We start from the raw sequence: 16,007 nt of genomic DNA on the forward strand, positions 1-16,007 counted from the left end.
ACCCCGATGTGGGAGGTGCCGAGCTCGTCCCCTGTGCGCCGGGTCTCGAGAGGCGTCACACGGCGCGCCAGCGGAGCTCGATCGTGCGGGCCTGCGGCCGCAGCATCGCCGTCGGCCACACGTCCGGCCCGCAGGCGCGGGAGCCCAGGCCGTGCTGGGCGGCGTCCACGTACAGGTGGTGCTGCGTGGGCGTCGGCAGCTCGTACGGGTGCGCGGCGCGAGCGACCTCGTGCGCGGAGTGCCGGGCGAGCGTGAACCCGGGCAGGCGGCCCTGCGCGTCCCGACGGGCGGTGACCTGCAGCCACGGCCGGCCGTCGCGCTCGAGCACGAGCTCGCGCACCTCGGAGCGGTGCCCCGACTCCTGCGGCCGCGCGTACGGAACGGTCAGGTCGCCGATCCCCGCGCGGTGGCGGCCCACGACGACCGACCCGCGCACGTCGGGGTACGAGTCGTGCGGCCCGAGGCCGAGCCAGCCGGCGCCGTCCACGTCCGTGGGCAGCGCGACGTGCACGCCGACGCGCGGCCACACGTCGTCCCACGCGTCGTTCGGCGTGACGACGACCCGCAGCACCGCCTCGACGACGCCCTCCTTGGACCGCTCGGCCGTCCAGGTCTCCTCGACGTCGAGCGTCGCCCTGCTCTGGGCCGCCGACACGACCCGCCGCACGCGCAGGCGCTCGGGCGTCTCCTCGACGTCGACGGTGCGGTGCACCAGGCGGTCCAGGCCCTGGCGACGCCAGCGCTCCGCGACCGGCGGCGCGGGCGTGCCACGCCACGGCAGGGTGGCCGGGTCGTCCGCGTCGTAGCTGCTCATCGCGGAGCCCTCGTCGTTGTCCGTGGGCGCGCGCCACAGCTCGACGCGCGGCGCGGAGACCACGGCCCCCGCGAGCTCAACAAGCTCCGGCCCGCGGAACGCGACGGGCGCGTCCGCGAGCGCCACGACCGGACGCCGGTGCTCCCGGACGGCGGCGGGAGCCGGCAGCGCCCACTGGTCGCGCGCCACGACGTGCCCGGCGTCGGCCCACGCCGCCTGCTCCCGCAGCACGAGCTCGACGGTGAGGAAGGCCTCGGAACCCGGCGTCACGGCGGGCAGCGCGGCGGGGTCGAGCAGTGTCAAGGCCGCCCGCTCCCCCGCGGCGACCGGTATGCCGGCGCGTCGTCCTGAGCCTGTCGAAGGGTCGTCCTCGACGGCGGCCTTGCCCTCGGCCACCACCTCGCCGTCGTGCTCCACCCGCCAGCGCAGCTCGAGGTCCGCGGTGTCGGCCGTGTGTCGCCGGTTCCAGACCTCGACGACCCCGGAGCCGAGGCCGCCCTGGGTGGTCACGACGGGCCGCACGACGACCGGCCGCTCGACGTGCGCGAACTCCGTGAGGCCGGGGCTCGGCGTGTCGTCGGAGAGCACCATGCCGTCCATGACGAAGTTGCCGTCGTGCACGACCTCGCCGAAGTCGCCGCCGTAGGCGAAGTACTCCACGCCGCGCCGTCCTGAGCCTGTCGAAGGGTCCGGCGTGGTGGTATGCAGGCCGTGGTCGCGCCACTCCCACACGAACCCGCCGTGCAGGCGCGGGTGGGTGTCCACGAGCTCGCGGTACTGGTCGAGGGCGCCCGGGCCGTTGCCCATCGCGTGCGCGTACTCGCACAACAGGAACGGCTTGGAGCGCTGCCGGGCCGAGTCGGCGACGGAGCAGCCGAGCAGCGGGGAGAACGCGTCGTCGCTCCCGATCGACTCCGTCTCCGGAACCGTCGAGTACATCCGCGAGTAGACGTCGGTGTACTCGCCCGCGTAGTCGCCCTCGTAGTGCACGGGCCGTGACCGGTCGCGCCCGTGCACCCACTCCGCCATCGCCGCGAGGTTGCGCCCGGTGCCCGACTCGTTGCCGAGCGACCAGATCACGATGCTGGGGTGGTTCTTGTCGCGCTCCACCGTGCGCCGCACGCGATCCAGATAGGCGTCGCGCCAGCGCGGGTCGTCGCTGGGGTTGCCGACCCAGCCGCCGGCCTCGAAGCCGTGGGTCTCGAGGTCGGTCTCGAGGATCACCCACAGGCCCAGCTCGTCGGCGAGGTCGAGCACCTTCGGGTGCGGCGGGTAGTGGCTGGTGCGGATCGCGTTGACGTTGTGCCGCTTCATCCGCGCGAGGTCGGCCCGGGCGTGCTCCTCGTCGAAGACGCGGCCGCGGTCGGGGTGGGTCTCGTGCCGGTTCATGCCCGAGAAGGTCACCTGCCGGCCGTTGACGAGCAGCCGGTCGCCCACGATCTCGACTCGGCGGAACCCGACCCGCAGCGTGACGGTCTCGCCCGTCGACGTCACGGTCGCCTCGTAGCGCCTCGGCGCCTCGGCCGACCACGGCTCGACGTCGCCCGCCGCGACCGGCGCGACGTCGGCCGCCGTCTCCCAGGTCACGTCGACGCCGAGCTCCGGCACGCGCAGCCGCACCGGGAACGCCCCGTCGCCGGCCCGCAGCTCGGGCACCAGCGTGCCCTCCCCCGTGGCCGGGTCGGTGCCGGGCGTGAAGTCTGCGTCCAGCCACACGTCGTCGAGCGCGCCGACGGGCCGGTGCGCCAGCGTGACGTCCCGGAAGATGCCGGGCAGCCACCACTGGTCCTGGTCCTCGAGGTAGCTGGCCGCCGACCACTGCACCACCCGCACGGCGACCGTATTGACGCCGGGCCGGACCGCCTCGGTGACGTCCAGCTCGTGCGCCAGGCGGCTGCCGGAGGCGGACCCGACCTCCTCGCCGTTCACCCACACCGTGAAGAACGACTCCACGCCGTCGAACCGCAGCAGCACGCGCCCGCCCTCGGTCCACGACGCCGGCACGTCGACCTCGCGGCGGTAGTCGCCCGTGGGGTTCTCGTCCGGCGCGTGCGGCGGGTCCACCGGGAAGGGGAACTGCACGTTCGTGTAGATCGGGCGGCCGTACGCGCCGTCGCCCACCAGCACCCAGTGCGCCGGCACGGGGATCTCCCCCCAGCCGGCCCCCTCCGCGTCGTAGCCCGGCTGGGCGAAGTCGGCCGGCTCCTCGCCGGGGGGCAGCACCCCGTGCGCCCCCGGCGCGCCCGGCACCCCGGGCAGGAGCCGGAACCCCCAGGTGCCGTCGAGGGACAGCCGGGGCGCGTCGCTGGTGAGCGCCGCGCGGGGCGGGTCGACCCGCCCGGACCAGGGCGTCGTGGACTCGTGCGGAAGCGAGAGCAAGGTCATGCAGCCATCATGCTTTGACAGCACCTTCCGTCAGTCCGCCGCGCCAGAACCGCTGGAGCACGATCATGGCGACGGCGAGCGGGATGACCGAGAGCAGGACGCCCCCGGTGGTGAGCTCGTAGAACTCGGGCAGCCGGTCGGTCTGGCTGTTCCAGTTGTTGAGCCCGAGCGTGATCGGGTAAAGGTCCTGGTCGCTCAGCATGACCAGCGGGAGGAAGTAGTTGTTCCAGATGCCGACGATCTGGAACAGGAACACCGTCACGAGCGCGGGCGTCATGATCCGCAGCCCGATGGTGTGGAAGATGCGCAGCTCCCCCGCCCCGTCGATGCGGGCGGCCTCCACCAGCGACGTGTCCACCGTCGAGTCCGCGTAGATGCGGCAGAGGAAGAAGCCGAACGGCGACACGAGCGACGGGATGAGCACGCTCCAGTACGTGTTCGCGAGCCCGAGCTGGCTGAACAGCAGGAACAGCGGCAGCGCCGTCGCCGTCCCGGGCACGAGCACGCCCCCGAGCACGAGCCCGAAGATGAGGTTGCGCCCCTTGAACGCGTACTTGGCCAGGGCGTAGCCGCCGGCTGCCGCGAGGTACGTCGCGAGCAGACCGCCCACGCCCGCGTACAGCACGGAGTTGCCCAGCCAGCGCACGAAGACGCCGTCGCCGTAGGTGAGCACCGCGGCGAGGTTGTCGAAGAGCGCGAAGGTCTCGCCGAACCAGAACCCGTTGGTGCCGAAGAGGTCGTCGGTGGTCTTCGACGCGGCGACGACCACCCAGTACACGGGCACGAGGAAGTAGATCGCGACGACGACGAGGATGCCGGTGACGAGGATCGTGGTGGCGGGACGACGTCCGCCACGCCCGGCGCGGGCCTTGCGTGGCGCGTCCACGGAGGGTTCTGCCGGCCGGGCGGAGACGGTGGTGGCGGTCATCGCGAGCTCCTGTTCGTCAGCCGGAGGAAGAGGAAGGACAGCGCGAACGCGACCAGCGCGATGAGCACCGACTGGGCGGCCGCCACGTTGTAGTCGTTGTACGCGAAGGCGGTCGTGTAGGCGGACAGGTTGGGCGTGAACTGCGAGTCGATCGCCGGGGAGACGCTCTTCAGCAGCTGCGGCTCCGCGAAGAGCTGCAGCGTGCCGATGATCGAGAAGACCGTGGTGAGCACCAGTGCGGGGCGGATGAGCGGGAGCTGGATGCTCCACGCCGTGCGCCACGGGCCCGCGCCGTCGACGCGCGCCGCCTCGTACAGCTCGGGCGGGATCGCCTTGAGCTGAGCGACGATGATGAGCATGTTGTAGCCCGCGTACGTCCACGTGACGATGTTCGCGATCGACCACAGCACCGTGCCGGCGCCGAGGAAGTCGGGCGTGAACCCGAACAGGGTCTCGGAGAGGTCGATGATCGGGCTCAGCCCGGGCACGTAGAGGAACGACCAGAGGATGGTCGCGATGACGCCGGGGATCCCGTACGGCATGAAGTACGTCGCCCGGAAGAAGCCGGGCCAGCGCGCCGACGCCGACTCGAGCAGCAGGGCCAGCACGGTCGCGGCGACGATCATCACCGGCACCTGCACGACGCCGAACAGCATCATCCGCCAGATCGACGCGATGAAGTTCCCGTCCTCCAGCGCGATCCGATAGTTCTCGAACCAGGCGAAGCCCGTGGTGACGCCCTGCTCGCCGAACAGGCCGGCGCGGGTGACCGTGGTGAAGCTCTGCCCGATCGCGACGATGATCGGCAGCACGAAGGTCAGGAGGAACAGCACGAGGAACGGGGACACCAGGAGCCAGGGCGCGCGGCCCACGCTGGTGCTGCGCTTGGTGGCGGGCCGCCGCGGGGAGGTGCCGGCATCCGCCGCCGGGCCGGTGGGTGCGGTCTCTGCAGTCTGTCGGGTCGGTGCGGTCATCGGTCCTCCGCCTTCCGGATCGTCAGGCCCTTCTGCCGGAACACCTCGATGGTCCGCACCTCGGCGGCGACGACAGCGTCCACGAGCGTGCCGCCCGTCGCCTTGCCCCGGAACCCGTCGCCGAGGATGTTGAACGTCTGCTGCGTGATGGGCCACCACTGCCAGTCGGGGTTCTGGTCGAGCGTGGCCGGCGCGAACACCTCGGTGTTGTAGCGCTGGCCACCGAAGAACTCGCTCGGTTCCTCCCGCGCGGCGCCGATGTAGTCGCGGGCCGGCGACCAGCCGATGCCCGAGTGCTCGATCATCGCGTCGATCCCCTCCGGGCTCGTCGTCATCCAGACGGCGAACTCCATCGCCTCCTTCGGGTGCGGGGAGTTGGCGAGCACCGCGGCCGTCGACCCTCCGATGAACGACGAGCCGAACCCGTGGTCCCAGCGCGGGGCGGGCGCCACGCGCCACTTCCCCTCGGCCCCGCTCACGCTCTGCAGCAGCGCGTCACCCCAGCTCGCGCCCACCAGGGACGCGATCTGGTCGTGCGCCGCGGCGGCGTACCAGCCGGGGCTGAAGGGGTTGGCGGCCGTGGTCACCAGGTCGTCGTCGATCGCCTTGTCGAAGAAGCGCGCGACGTCCAGCGTGACCTCGTTCGCCATGTCGATGACCCAGCCGTCCTCGGCGCTGCGCAGCCACGTGGCGCCGGCCTGCATCGCGTGCCCGGCGAACACCGACGTGTCGTCCAGCGGGAACGCGTCGATGTAGACGCCGGCCTCGCGGAACGCGGGCGCCACCTCGGCCCACTGCGCCCACGTGGTCGGGACGTCGGCGCCCACCTGGTCGAACAGGTCCGGGCGGTAGTACATCCCCACGGGGCCGGAGTCCTGCGGGATGCCGTAGACGCCGCCGGCGAAGCTCACCTGGCTCCACAGCGTCTCGTCGAACCGGTCGGCGTACTGGGAGACGCCGTACCGCTCCAGGTCGACCAGGCCGTTCACCAGCATGAACTCCGGCACGGTCCGCATCTCCACCTGGGCGAGGTCCGGGCCGCCGCCCGCCGCGAGGGCGGAGTACATCTTCTGGTACCCGCCGTCGTTCCCGCCGGGGATCCAGGAGACCTCCACCTGCACGTCCGGGTGCTGGGCGTTCCAGACGTCCGCGACCTTCTGCAGGTCCTTGAGCCACGCCCAGTAGGTCAGCGTGATCTTCTCCCCCGCGGCCGGGACCACCGGCTGCACGTTCACCGAGGTGGTCCCCGGTGTGGCACACGCGGCGAGCAACGCCGTCGTGCCCCCTGCGAGCCCCATGCCGAGGAGCTGCCGTCTCGTGACCTCTTGCATCCGTCCCCACTTCGTCGTGACGTCCGGTCGAGGCGCATGCCTCGGGCTCTCGTGTGAGCGCGCTCACGCTAGCAGCGGGGCCGTCCGCGCGGTCAAGGCCGTCGCTGGTCGAGCTTGTCGAAACCAGCGACGGCCTTGACCGCGGACGGGAAGCCAGGGCGTGCCGGACCCGGCCATCCACGCGTGGAACGGGCCGGCCACGTCGATCTCTTCGGCGCGCACGGGAGTGCCGGTGAACGCGGACTTGTAGGTCGCCGCCGCCAGCTCCAGGCGCGCGTGTCCGCCACCGCCACCGTCAGCGGCGGCGTCCGGCCCTCGACCAGGGCGCGGCAGGTGGGCACGAGCTGCGCGAGGTGCCCGCTCGGGCCGCTGTCGACCGAGCGCACGGCGTCGGCCACCCACGCCTCGGCGACGTCGTCGCGGCCCTCGACCGGGGTGACGGTCCAGCTCGAGCCGTCGTACCCGTACAGGTGCTCGAGCTCGACGGTCGCGGCCTCGGCGTCGAACCGCAGCCGGGACGCCTGGCGCGGGGGAGATCGCGGAGTTCGTGATCGTCGCCCCACCTCGAAGTACTCCGGCGGCCGGAACCACAGGGTGTCGCACCTGGTTGAGCTTGCCGAAACCGGGTTTCGGCAAGCTCAACCAGCGGTCGTTTCGACAAGCTCAACCAGCGGAGGTGCGGCGCGTCTCCACGCCCACCACCGCGAGCGCCAGGAGGCCGCCCACCACCAGCGCGAGCGGCGGCAGCATCCAGACGAAGACGACGCACAGGCCCGCCGCGGCGGCGAGCAGCACCGACCCGGTCAGGTCGTCCTGCGCCCGCCGCGCCCCGATCGACAGCGCCCGCCGTACTGTCGAGCCGTCGACGCCCGCCCCTGTGGCGGGCGGTGCGCCGGACCCAGAGGCGGACTCGGCCCAGGCCCCAGCCGCGCGCGCGAGGACGGCGACGACGGCCGCCGCAACGATCGCGACCACCACGGCCACGGCCTCCGCCCCCGGCAGCACCCCGGACCGGGCGAGCTGCCAGTCGAGCGCCAGCAGCAGCGCCACCCCGACGGCGGCCAGGCCCAGGGGCCACAGCGCCCGCACGGCGGCCCACCAGTCGGCCGCGAACCGGGCCACGCCGATGTCGTGACCGGAGACCTGGCGGCGGACGTGCGCCACGCCCGCCGCCAGCGACGGCACCGCGGTGACCAGCAGGACGCTGCCCAGGGCCACGAGCACCCCGGCGAGCACCACCTCGGCGAAGAGGCCGAGGGCCGCCCCGGTCCGCGTCTCGCCGACGCCGCCGGAGCCTCCGCGCCTCCGGCGGCCCTTGCCGTCGGTCGTGCGGTCGCCTCTGCCGTCGCGCCTGCCGCGCCCGTCGTCCCGCCCGGACCCTGTCGGCATCGCCGCTCCCTCCGTCGTCCTGCTCCGCTCCAACGTCCCGGGCGCCATCGTCAGCCCTTGAGGCCTTGGGTGGCGACGCCGTCGACGATGTAGCGCTGGAAGAGGATGAAGAAGAGCATCACGGGCACCAGCGCGAGGACGGCCATGGCCATCTGCGCGCCATAGTCCGACACGCTGGTCTGGTCGACGTACAGGCGGAGCGCGATGGGCAGGGGGTACATGTCTGGCTTCTTCAGATAGAGCAGGGGGCCGAGGAAGTCGTTCCAGGACCAGATGAACGCGAAGATGCTGGAGGTGATGATCGCTGGGCGCATCAGGGGCAGCATGATCGCGGAAAAGATGCGCACGTGTCCGGCGCCGTCGATGCGTGCTGCTTCGTCGAGCTCTCTGGGCAGGTTGCGCATGAACTGGACCATGAGGAAGACGAAGAAGGCTTCGCCGGCGAGGAACTTGGGCGCGAGCAGCGGGATGAACGTGTTCACGAGGCCGAGCTCGTTGAACATGATGTATTGCGGGATGATCACGACGTGGAACGGCAGCAGCAGGGTGCCGATCATGATCGCAAAGAAGACCCCGCGGCCGGGAAAGCTGATCCGCGCGAACGCGTACGCGCTGATCGTGGAGGACAGCACCACCCCGATCACCGACGCCACGGCGAGGATCATGGAGTTGCCGAAGAAGGTCCAGAACCCGACCCCGCCGATGCCGGACAGGGCGGTGGCGAAGTTGTGGAAGGAGAAGTTGTCCGACCACAGGCTGATGTTCCCGATGATCTCGTTGCTGGGCTTGAACGAGCTGGTGAGCATCCAGGCGGCGGGGTAGAGCACCACGATCGTGGCCGCGATCATCGCGACGTGGAACCCGGCCGACCGGGCACCCCGGCGCCGCTTGGCGGCCTGCCGCAAGGACTGGTCGATGTGGGGTCCCGTGGGCGAGCCGGGGATGCCCACGGCCGCGGCCTGGGCGCTCAGCGGCGCGGTGGCCACAGGAGTAGAGGTGTGGGGCGCCGCGCTCATCGGTTGTCTCCGGAGTAGTGGACCCAGACGTTGGAGGTCTTGAACAAGATCGCGGTGATGACTCCCACGACGATCACCAGGACCCAGGCCATGGCCGAGGCGTACCCCATGTCGAACTGGGCGAAGCCCTTGATGTACAGGTAGAGCGTGTAGAACAACGTCGAGTCCGCGGGGCCGCCGGTGCCGCCGGAGATGATGAACGCGGACCCGAAGACCTGGAACGCGCCGATGGTCTCCAGCAGCAGGTTGAAGAACAACACCGGACTCAGCATCGGGATCGTGATCCGCAAGAACTTCCGGATCGGGCCCGCGCCGTCCACCGCGGCCGCCTCGTACAGCTCGGCCGGGACCTGCTTGAGCCCGGCAAGGAAGATGACCATCGGGGCGCCGAACGTCCACACCGCGAGCAGCACGAACATCGGCATCGTCTTGGACGGATCCCCGACCCAGCCGCCGGCCGGGGCGCCGAACAGGTGCCCGATGCGGTCCACGATGCCGTCGTCGATGAACATCGCCTTCCACACGATCGCGATCGACACCGAAGCGCCGATCAACGACGGGGCGTAGAAGATCGACCGATACGCCCCCTGCCCCCGATGCCGCATGTTCAACAACATCGCCACAGCCAACGCCGCGGCGAGCTTGATCGGCGTACCGACCAGCACATAGATCGCCGTCACCCTCGCCGACGTCCAGAACCTCGGGTCGTCGAACAGCTTCACGAAGTTGTCGATCCCGACCCACGACGGCGGCCGGAACAGGTCATAGTCCGTGAACGCCAGATACAACGACGCCACCATCGGGAACGCCGTCAACACCACGAACCCCACCAACCACGGCGACAGGAACGCGAACCCCGCACCCGCCTCACGGCGGCGGCGTGCGCGCCCCCGCTCGGGGGACGCGGGCTGCGTCCCCCGAGGGGCGTCGATCGTCGAGCTCGTCGTCACTGCACTCACGACTACTTCACCGTGCTGTCGGCGAACGAGAACCACTGGGTGACGAACTCGTCCACGGTCAGGTTCCCGTACTGCAACTCCTCGCTGAGGCGCTTGAACTCGGCCTCGATCTCGCCGAAGCCCTCGACCGGGACGGGCGCGGACTCGGTCACGACGTCCGCGACGTCACCCTCGAAGCCCACGACCTGCTCGTCGATGGAGCCCGGCTCGACGTCCATGGCGTCGATCTGCTCCTGCACCGCCGGCACGCCCTTGGAGGTGCCGAAGATCGTGCCGACCGCGGGGTCGTTGATGAGGAAGTCGATGAGCGCCGAAGCAGCCTCGGGCTGCTCGCTGTTGGCCGACGCCGAGAGCAGCATCGACGGCTTGTAGAACTGCTGGGGGCCGTTGTCGCCCGAGGGCATCGGCAGCATCTGGATGTCTTGGCCGGTCTCGGCGACGTAGCTCGCGAGGAAATTGTCCCAGCTCGCCTCGCCCGCGACCTCACTCTTGGTGAAGCCGCTCAGCGGCTCGAGCTGCTTGGTCCGCTTGATCGGGAAGAAGGCCTCGGAGCCGCGCAGGTCCTCGCCGCGGTTCAGCCACTCGGTCATCTGGGCCTCGTCGAACCCGAGCTGGCCGTCCGCGGTGAAGGGCTCCACGCCCTGCTGGACGAGCCACTGCAGGAAGAACCAGAAGGTGCCGGTGTAGTCGCCGGAGCCGTAGATCACGGGCTCCTCGCCCGCCCCGCCCTTCGAGGCCTCGGCGATCCAGGCGTCGAGGTCGTCCCACGTGTAGCCCTCGGCGAGCGGCTCCAGGCCGAGCTTCTTCGCGAGGTCGGCGTTGTAGAACAGCGCGAGCGTGTTGGTGCTCGTCGGGATGCCGAACTGACCCTCCTCGATCTGGCCCGACGCCAGCAGCGAGTCGTCGACGCCGTCGAGGTCGAGGTTCACGCCCTCCTGGCCGTTGAGGTCCAGCAGCTGGCCCGTCGCGCCGTACTGGCGCAGGTACGACAGGTCCATCTGCACGACGTCGGGCAGGGCGCTGCCGGCGGCCTCGGTGGCGCGGGCCACCCAGAAGTCGTCCCAGGCCTGGAACTGCGTCTGGACGGTGATGTTGGGGTGGGCCTCCTCGAACGCGTCGACGGCCTCCTCGTACTTGCCGGCCCGGTCGTCGTCGCCCCACCACGCGAGGGAGATGGTGATGTCCTCGTCGGTGCTCACCTTCTCGGCGGAGCCCGGGTCCATGGCCTCGGGCCCGCTTCCGCAGGCCGTGAGGGTGAGGGCGACGGTGACCGCCGCCGCGGCCGCGCCGGCGGCCTTGCGCGCGATCCTCATGTGAGCCTCCTCGCTCGTCGATCGTCAATGATCGTCGGCGACGAGGACGCCTCGTTGACCCTCGCTGGCCGTCGACTGAATCGATAAAACACGACTGGGTAAGCGTTGTCCAGCCCCGGGGTGTTCCGGGTCTCATCACGATCCGGCAACGAGGGTACGTTTTCCCGCGTCGTCGCAGGTCATGCGTTCGCCGCCGGCGGGTTCAGGCCGCGGCGAGCGCCGGAACCTCGGCCACCACGGCGTCCACGAGGCGGGCGTCCGTGCCGATGCCGGCGGGTAGCAGGCCGGGCAGCGCGAGCAGCGCCCGCGCGACGTCGGCCGGCGCCGCCGCGGCGGCGTCACCCCCGCCGGCGCCCGCCACCACGGCGGCCAGCTCCTCCGCGCGCGGGTCGTCCACCGGCCGTCCCGCGGCGACCTCCCGGCGCACCACCTCGCACCACGCCGCCAGGGCGAAGGCTGCCCCGCCCGGCACCTCGCCCGCCGCGAGCCGGTCGGCGACGATGCCGCCCCACCGGATCGGGATCTTCTGCGTGCCGTCCATCGACACCTGCACCGTGGTGTGCCCGGTGGCCGGGTTCGCGAAGCGCTCCAGCAGCGACTCCCCGTACGCGCGCAGGTCGGAGCCGTCGGGCGGGGTGAGCGTGGGCAGCGCGTCGTCGAGCATGAACGCCAGGGCGCGCTCGTGCAGCGCCCGGTCCGTCACCGCCTCGGCGAGGGTGGCGTGCCCGGCCAGTCGGCCCCCGTATGCGAGCAGCGAGTGCGTGCCGTTGAGCATGCGCAGCTTGGCCCGCTCCCAGGGCGCGACGTCCGCGGTGAAGGTCGCGCCCGCGGCCTCCCACGACGGCCGCGGCCCGGCGAAGCTGTCCTCGATCACCCACTGCCGGAACGGCTCCCCGACCACGAGCCCCTCGTCGCGCGCCCCCAGCTCGCGCTCCACGTCGTCCCGCTGCGCGGGGGTCGTGGCGGGCACGATCCGGTCGACCATCGAGCACGGGAACGTGACGTCCGTGGCGAGCCACGACCGCGGCCCGTCGCCCTCCGGCCCCGGCAGGGCGGCGTCCAGCGCCGCGCCCACCAGACCCTGCAGCACCCGGCCGTTGTCCAGCATGTTGTCGCAGGTGAGCACGGTGATCGGCCGCCGCTCCCCCGCGACCTCCGCCGCTCGCCACCGCGCCGCGAGCCCTCGCACCAGCAGCCCGATGGCGCTCTCCGCAGGCCGAACAGACCCTTCCTGCGTGCCAGCCACCTCGGCGGCGAGGGCGTCGAGGTCGGGGCGGACGCGGTCGACGTCGAGCCCGCCGTCGGCGCCGCGCGCGTAGCCCTTCTCGGTCACGGTGAGCGTCACGACGTGCGTCGTGGGCGCCGCGATCGCGGCGAGCACCCGGGGCGTCTCCTCCGCTGGCCAGGCGACGTCGAGCACCGAGCCCACCAGGTCCAGCAGGTCCACCATCGGCCCGTCCGTGCCGGCGGTCAGCACCGAGTAGACGCCGCCCTGCGGCCGGAGCTGGTCGCGCACGGACGCCGAGCGCTGCGTGACCCCGAGGATCCCCCAGCGCAGGTCGCCCGTGGCCCGCGCGGCGAGCTCGGTGAAGACGGCCTGGTGCGCGCGGTGGAACGCGCCGATGCCGAGGTGCACCACGCCCACCTGCTCGGGCGTCACGGGGGCGGCGAGGCGCGCGGGCAGGGCGGATCGGTGCAGGCGATCAGTCGTCACGGGCTTCCTTCACTTGGGCGACCAGCTGGGTCGGGTTCACGAATCTCAGGGCGACCACGAGCATGACAAGCATCGTCGTCGTGTACATGACCGCCATGGCGGAGACGAGCTGGCGGGCCTCGCCGCCGCCCGCCGACGTCATGGCGCGGTAGATCGCCACGACGAGCGTGTCGGACTGCGGGCCCGACACGAGGAACGTCAGCTCGAACATGCCGACCGTGCGCACGAGCACCAGGATCGACGCCGCAAGGATGCCGGGCACCAGCAGCGGGGCCAGGATCCGCGTGAAGACCTGGCGCAGGCCGGCCCCGCACATGCGCGCCGCGGACTCGATCGCGGGGTTGATCTGCTCGATGAACGGCGTCATCGTCAGGATGACGAACGGCACCGACGGCACCAGGTTGACGAGGATCACCGCCACCACCGACCGGCCCAGGCCGACCGAGTACATCACCGTGGCGAGCGGGATTCCGAAGGTGATGGGCGGCATGAGGATCGGCAGCAGGAACAGCACGTTGACCAGCCGCTTGCCCGGGAAGTTCCGACGCGCCAGCAGGTACGCCGCGGGCACGCCGATCAGCACCGACAGCACCACGACGGCGAGCGCCACGCCCACGGTCACGCCCACCACGTGCGTCAGGTCGAACCGGTCCCACGAGCTCGCGTACCACTCGGTGGTCCACTCGAGGGGCAGCCAGGTGTCGAACCACTGCCGCCCGAACGAGTCGACCACGACGGCCACGATGATGCCGAGCAGGAACACCAGGAACGCGGCCATCCCGGCCCACACGAACCAGGCGGACGGCGACGCGGCGAGCGACCTCTCGCCCGGGGGTCGCGCCCCCGCGCTCCGGGGGCGCCTCGCCAGGTTGTCGGTGGCCGTGTCGGTGGCCGTGTCGGTGGCCGTGTCGCTGGCCGTGCCCCGAGCGGTGTCGGGGGTCTCGAGCGCGCTCATCCCTTGCCTCCTGTCGTTCCCTTGTAGAGCAGCGACCGCCAGGCGAGCACGACCGCGACGACGAGGAGCTCGACGACGCCCATCATGAGCGCGATGGTCGAGGCCATCGGGTAGTCGTTCTGCTCGCCGAAGGCGCGGAACGCCATCAGCGACATCACGCGCGTGGAGCCCATCGCGTCACCGACGAGGCGGGCAGAGGGGAACACCGAGAAGGCGAGCACGAACGTGAGGATGAACGTGGTGGCCAGGCCCGGCGCGAGCAGCGGGAGCGTGATGCGCCGGAACCGCTGCCACCAGCCCGCGCCGAGGGTGCGGGCCGCTGACTCGAGCGACGGATCGATGCCGGACAGGTACGACGACACCAGCAGGAACGCGAACGGGAAGCCCGTGATGATCAGCGAGAACATCACGCCCACGTAGTTGTTCACGAGCTGCACCGGCTGGTCCACCAGCCCCGTGGCCAGCAGGAACCGGTTGAGCCACCCCTGCCGACCGGCGAAGATCAGCAGGCCCTGCGCGGTGAGCACCGTGCCGAGGGTGATCGGCAGCACCAGCACCGACGTCATGAGCCGCTTGAACCGGAACCGGCGGCGCAGCACGAGCGCCACGGGGATCGACGCGAGCACGTTGAACAGTGCCGCGGGCAGCGCCAGGCGCATCGTGATCCACACGGAGTCGAAGACGAACGGGTCGCGGAAGAACGCCACGTAGTTCGCGAGGACGCCCCCGCCCCACTGCTCCTGGGTGGCCAGGTTCGGCTGGAACGTGAGCCCGATCCCGTACGAGAACGGGTACACGAACAGCGCGAGCGCGAAGACGAGCGCCGGCACCATGAGCCACAGCGACGAGTCGATGCCGCGCTCGGCCAGCCGGTGGCGCAGGCTCGCGGTGCTCCGCCCCGGCGGGGCGGCGACGGAGGTCATGCCGCCACCGCCTCCGGCCGGACGGCGCCGGTCTGCGCCGTCAGGTCGGCCGGGAACACGAGCACCCGGTCGGCCGCCGCGGTGAGCCGTACGGCGTCGCCCACCGCCGGGGCGGACGGCGTACGCACGTGCAGCATCGTGCCGTCGGCCGCCTGCACCACCACAGCGAACTCGCGGCCGTGGTACTCCACGACGGCCACCGTGCCCGCGACCTCGTTGCCGTCGCGCGGCTCCTGCCCGTCGGCGAGGACCGTGAGGTCGTCCGGGCGGACCGCCACCCGCACCGCGTCGTCCCCCGCGGCCACGTCGCCCACCGGGCGGCCTCGCAGCGTCATCCCGCCGACCCGCACCGACGCGCCGCCGGACGGGGCGCCCGTGCCCACTGCACTGTCGAGGCTGCCCGCCAGGATGTTGCGGTAGCCCATGAAGTCGGCGACGTGCCAGTTGCGCGGGTGGTCGTAGAGCTCGTCGGGCGTGCCGATCTGCTGCACCCGGCCCTCGCGCAGCACCACCAGCCGGTCGGCCAGGGACAGCGCCTCCTCCTGGTCGTGCGTCACGTAGATCGTGGTGAGGCCCAGCTCCTGGTGCAGCCGGCGGATCTCCGTGCGCATGTCGAGCCGCAGCTTCGCGTCGAGGTTCGACAGGGGCTCGTCCATCAGCACCAGGGACGGCTCGAGCACGACGGCCCGGGCGATCGCCACGCGCTGCTGCTGCCCGCCCGAGAGCTGGCCGGGCAGCTTCTTCGCGTGGTCCTCGAGCTTGACGAGGCCGATCGCCTCCGCGACGCGCCGGGCGATCTCCGCCCGGGGCAGGCCCCGCATCTGCAGCCCGAAGGCCACGTTCTTCTCCACCGTGAGGTGCGGGAACAGCGCGTAGCTCTGGAAGACCATCCCGAAGCCGCGCTTCTCGCTCGGCACGGTGTCCACCCGCTGCCCGTCGAGCAGGATCTGCCCGTGCGTCAGCGGGAGCAGGCCCGCCAGGCAGTTCAGCGCCGTCGACTTGCCGCAGCCCGACGGGCCGAGCAGGGCGATGAACTCGCCCGCCCGGACCGTCAGGTCGAGGCCCGCCAGCGCCTGGTGACCGCCGAAGCTGCGCCCGACGTCGCGCAGCTCCAGCGACTCGAACGTGCCGGCCGTGATCGCCATCTGTCCCTCACTCCTCCGTTTTCACTGGTCGGAGCGAGCCTTCGCTCCGCTACCGGCGAGTGCCTCGCTCCGCTACCGGCGAGTGCCTCGCTCCACTACCGGCGAGTGCCTCGCTCCACTACCGGCGAGTGCCTCGCTCCACTACCGGCGAGTGCCTCGCT

The 16,007-nt window shown here is 71.6% G+C and carries 12 protein-coding genes; all 12 read right to left on the reverse strand.

The features are described from left to right. Positions 1–55 precede the first annotated feature (55 nt). The 12 genes from AC1C2V_RS06905 to AC1C2V_RS06960 all read right to left on the reverse strand — a co-directional run bounded on the left by AC1C2V_RS06905 (position 56) and on the right by AC1C2V_RS06960 (position 15,846). Positions 56–3,199 (reverse strand): glycoside hydrolase family 2 TIM barrel-domain containing protein, encoded by a 3,144-nt coding sequence (locus tag AC1C2V_RS06905; RefSeq protein WP_495388843.1) that lies wholly within the window; start codon positions 3,197–3,199, stop codon positions 56–58. A gap of 7 nt (positions 3,200–3,206) precedes the next feature. Then, positions 3,207–4,127: a carbohydrate ABC transporter permease gene (locus tag AC1C2V_RS06910; protein WP_495388844.1), complete on the reverse strand. Its 921-nt coding sequence runs from the start codon at positions 4,125–4,127 to the stop codon at positions 3,207–3,209. Next, positions 4,124–5,101 carry a carbohydrate ABC transporter permease gene (locus AC1C2V_RS06915; RefSeq protein ID WP_495388845.1) on the reverse strand — a complete coding sequence of 326 codons (978 nt, stop codon included), beginning with the start codon at positions 5,099–5,101 and terminating at the stop codon, positions 4,124–4,126. The genes AC1C2V_RS06910 and AC1C2V_RS06915 overlap by 4 nt, the downstream gene beginning before the upstream one ends. Then, positions 5,098–6,432, reverse strand: a complete 1,335-nt coding sequence (locus tag AC1C2V_RS06920; protein ID WP_495388846.1) for an ABC transporter substrate-binding protein — start codon at positions 6,430–6,432, stop codon at positions 5,098–5,100. Before AC1C2V_RS06920 ends, AC1C2V_RS06915 begins: the two co-directional genes overlap by 4 nt. A gap of 663 nt (positions 6,433–7,095) precedes the next feature. Continuing rightward, complete coding sequence (locus AC1C2V_RS06925; RefSeq protein ID WP_495388847.1) at positions 7,096–7,821, reverse strand: hypothetical protein; 726 nt, start codon at positions 7,819–7,821, stop codon at positions 7,096–7,098. A gap of 50 nt (positions 7,822–7,871) precedes the next feature. Beyond that, complete coding sequence (locus AC1C2V_RS06930; protein ID WP_495388848.1) at positions 7,872–8,837, reverse strand: carbohydrate ABC transporter permease; 966 nt, start codon at positions 8,835–8,837, stop codon at positions 7,872–7,874. Then, complete coding sequence (locus AC1C2V_RS06935; protein ID WP_495389134.1) at positions 8,834–9,787, reverse strand: carbohydrate ABC transporter permease; 954 nt, start codon at positions 9,785–9,787, stop codon at positions 8,834–8,836. The genes AC1C2V_RS06930 and AC1C2V_RS06935 overlap by 4 nt, the downstream gene beginning before the upstream one ends. 11 nt (positions 9,788–9,798) lie before the next feature. Further along, on the reverse strand, positions 9,799–11,109 hold the full coding sequence (locus AC1C2V_RS06940; RefSeq protein WP_495388849.1) for an ABC transporter substrate-binding protein: 1,311 nt from the start codon (positions 11,107–11,109) through the stop codon (positions 9,799–9,801). Between the two features lie 202 nt (positions 11,110–11,311). Beyond that, positions 11,312–12,823, reverse strand: coding sequence for a mannitol dehydrogenase family protein (locus AC1C2V_RS06945; RefSeq protein WP_495388850.1), 1,512 nt, complete (start codon positions 12,821–12,823; stop codon positions 11,312–11,314). Then, positions 12,813–13,778, reverse strand: a complete 966-nt coding sequence (locus AC1C2V_RS06950) for an ABC transporter permease (RefSeq protein ID WP_495388851.1) — start codon at positions 13,776–13,778, stop codon at positions 12,813–12,815. Before AC1C2V_RS06950 ends, AC1C2V_RS06945 begins: the two co-directional genes overlap by 11 nt. Beyond that, positions 13,775–14,701 carry an ABC transporter permease gene (locus tag AC1C2V_RS06955; RefSeq protein ID WP_495388852.1) on the reverse strand — a complete coding sequence of 309 codons (927 nt, stop codon included), beginning with the start codon at positions 14,699–14,701 and terminating at the stop codon, positions 13,775–13,777. Before AC1C2V_RS06955 ends, AC1C2V_RS06950 begins: the two co-directional genes overlap by 4 nt. Beyond that, positions 14,698–15,846, reverse strand: coding sequence for an ABC transporter ATP-binding protein (locus AC1C2V_RS06960; RefSeq protein WP_495388853.1), 1,149 nt, complete (start codon positions 15,844–15,846; stop codon positions 14,698–14,700). Before AC1C2V_RS06960 ends, AC1C2V_RS06955 begins: the two co-directional genes overlap by 4 nt. Positions 15,847–16,007: the final 161 nt, after the last annotated feature.

The organism is Isoptericola sp. Y541, assembly GCF_059445465.1.

What these genes read in the sequence shown, in the direction of transcription:
- AC1C2V_RS06940 (WP_495388849.1), bottom strand. Translation starts at nt 11,109, where the DNA reads ATGAGGATCGCGCGCAAGGCCGCCGGCGCGGCCGCGGCGGCGGTCACC.
- AC1C2V_RS06915 (WP_495388845.1), bottom strand. Translation starts at nt 5,101, where the DNA reads ATGACCGCACCGACCCGACAGACTGCAGAGACCGCACCCACCGGCCCG.
- AC1C2V_RS06930 (WP_495388848.1), bottom strand. Translation starts at nt 8,837, where the DNA reads ATGAGCGCGGCGCCCCACACCTCTACTCCTGTGGCCACCGCGCCGCTG.
- AC1C2V_RS06950 (WP_495388851.1), bottom strand. Translation starts at nt 13,778, where the DNA reads ATGAGCGCGCTCGAGACCCCCGACACCGCTCGGGGCACGGCCAGCGAC.
- AC1C2V_RS06905 (WP_495388843.1), bottom strand. Translation starts at nt 3,199, where the DNA reads ATGACCTTGCTCTCGCTTCCGCACGAGTCCACGACGCCCTGGTCCGGG.
- AC1C2V_RS06925 (WP_495388847.1), bottom strand. Translation starts at nt 7,821, where the DNA reads ATGCCGACAGGGTCCGGGCGGGACGACGGGCGCGGCAGGCGCGACGGC.
- AC1C2V_RS06955 (WP_495388852.1), bottom strand. Translation starts at nt 14,701, where the DNA reads ATGACCTCCGTCGCCGCCCCGCCGGGGCGGAGCACCGCGAGCCTGCGC.
- AC1C2V_RS06920 (WP_495388846.1), bottom strand. Translation starts at nt 6,432, where the DNA reads ATGCAAGAGGTCACGAGACGGCAGCTCCTCGGCATGGGGCTCGCAGGG.
- AC1C2V_RS06960 (WP_495388853.1), bottom strand. Translation starts at nt 15,846, where the DNA reads ATGGCGATCACGGCCGGCACGTTCGAGTCGCTGGAGCTGCGCGACGTC.
- AC1C2V_RS06910 (WP_495388844.1), bottom strand. Translation starts at nt 4,127, where the DNA reads ATGACCGCCACCACCGTCTCCGCCCGGCCGGCAGAACCCTCCGTGGAC.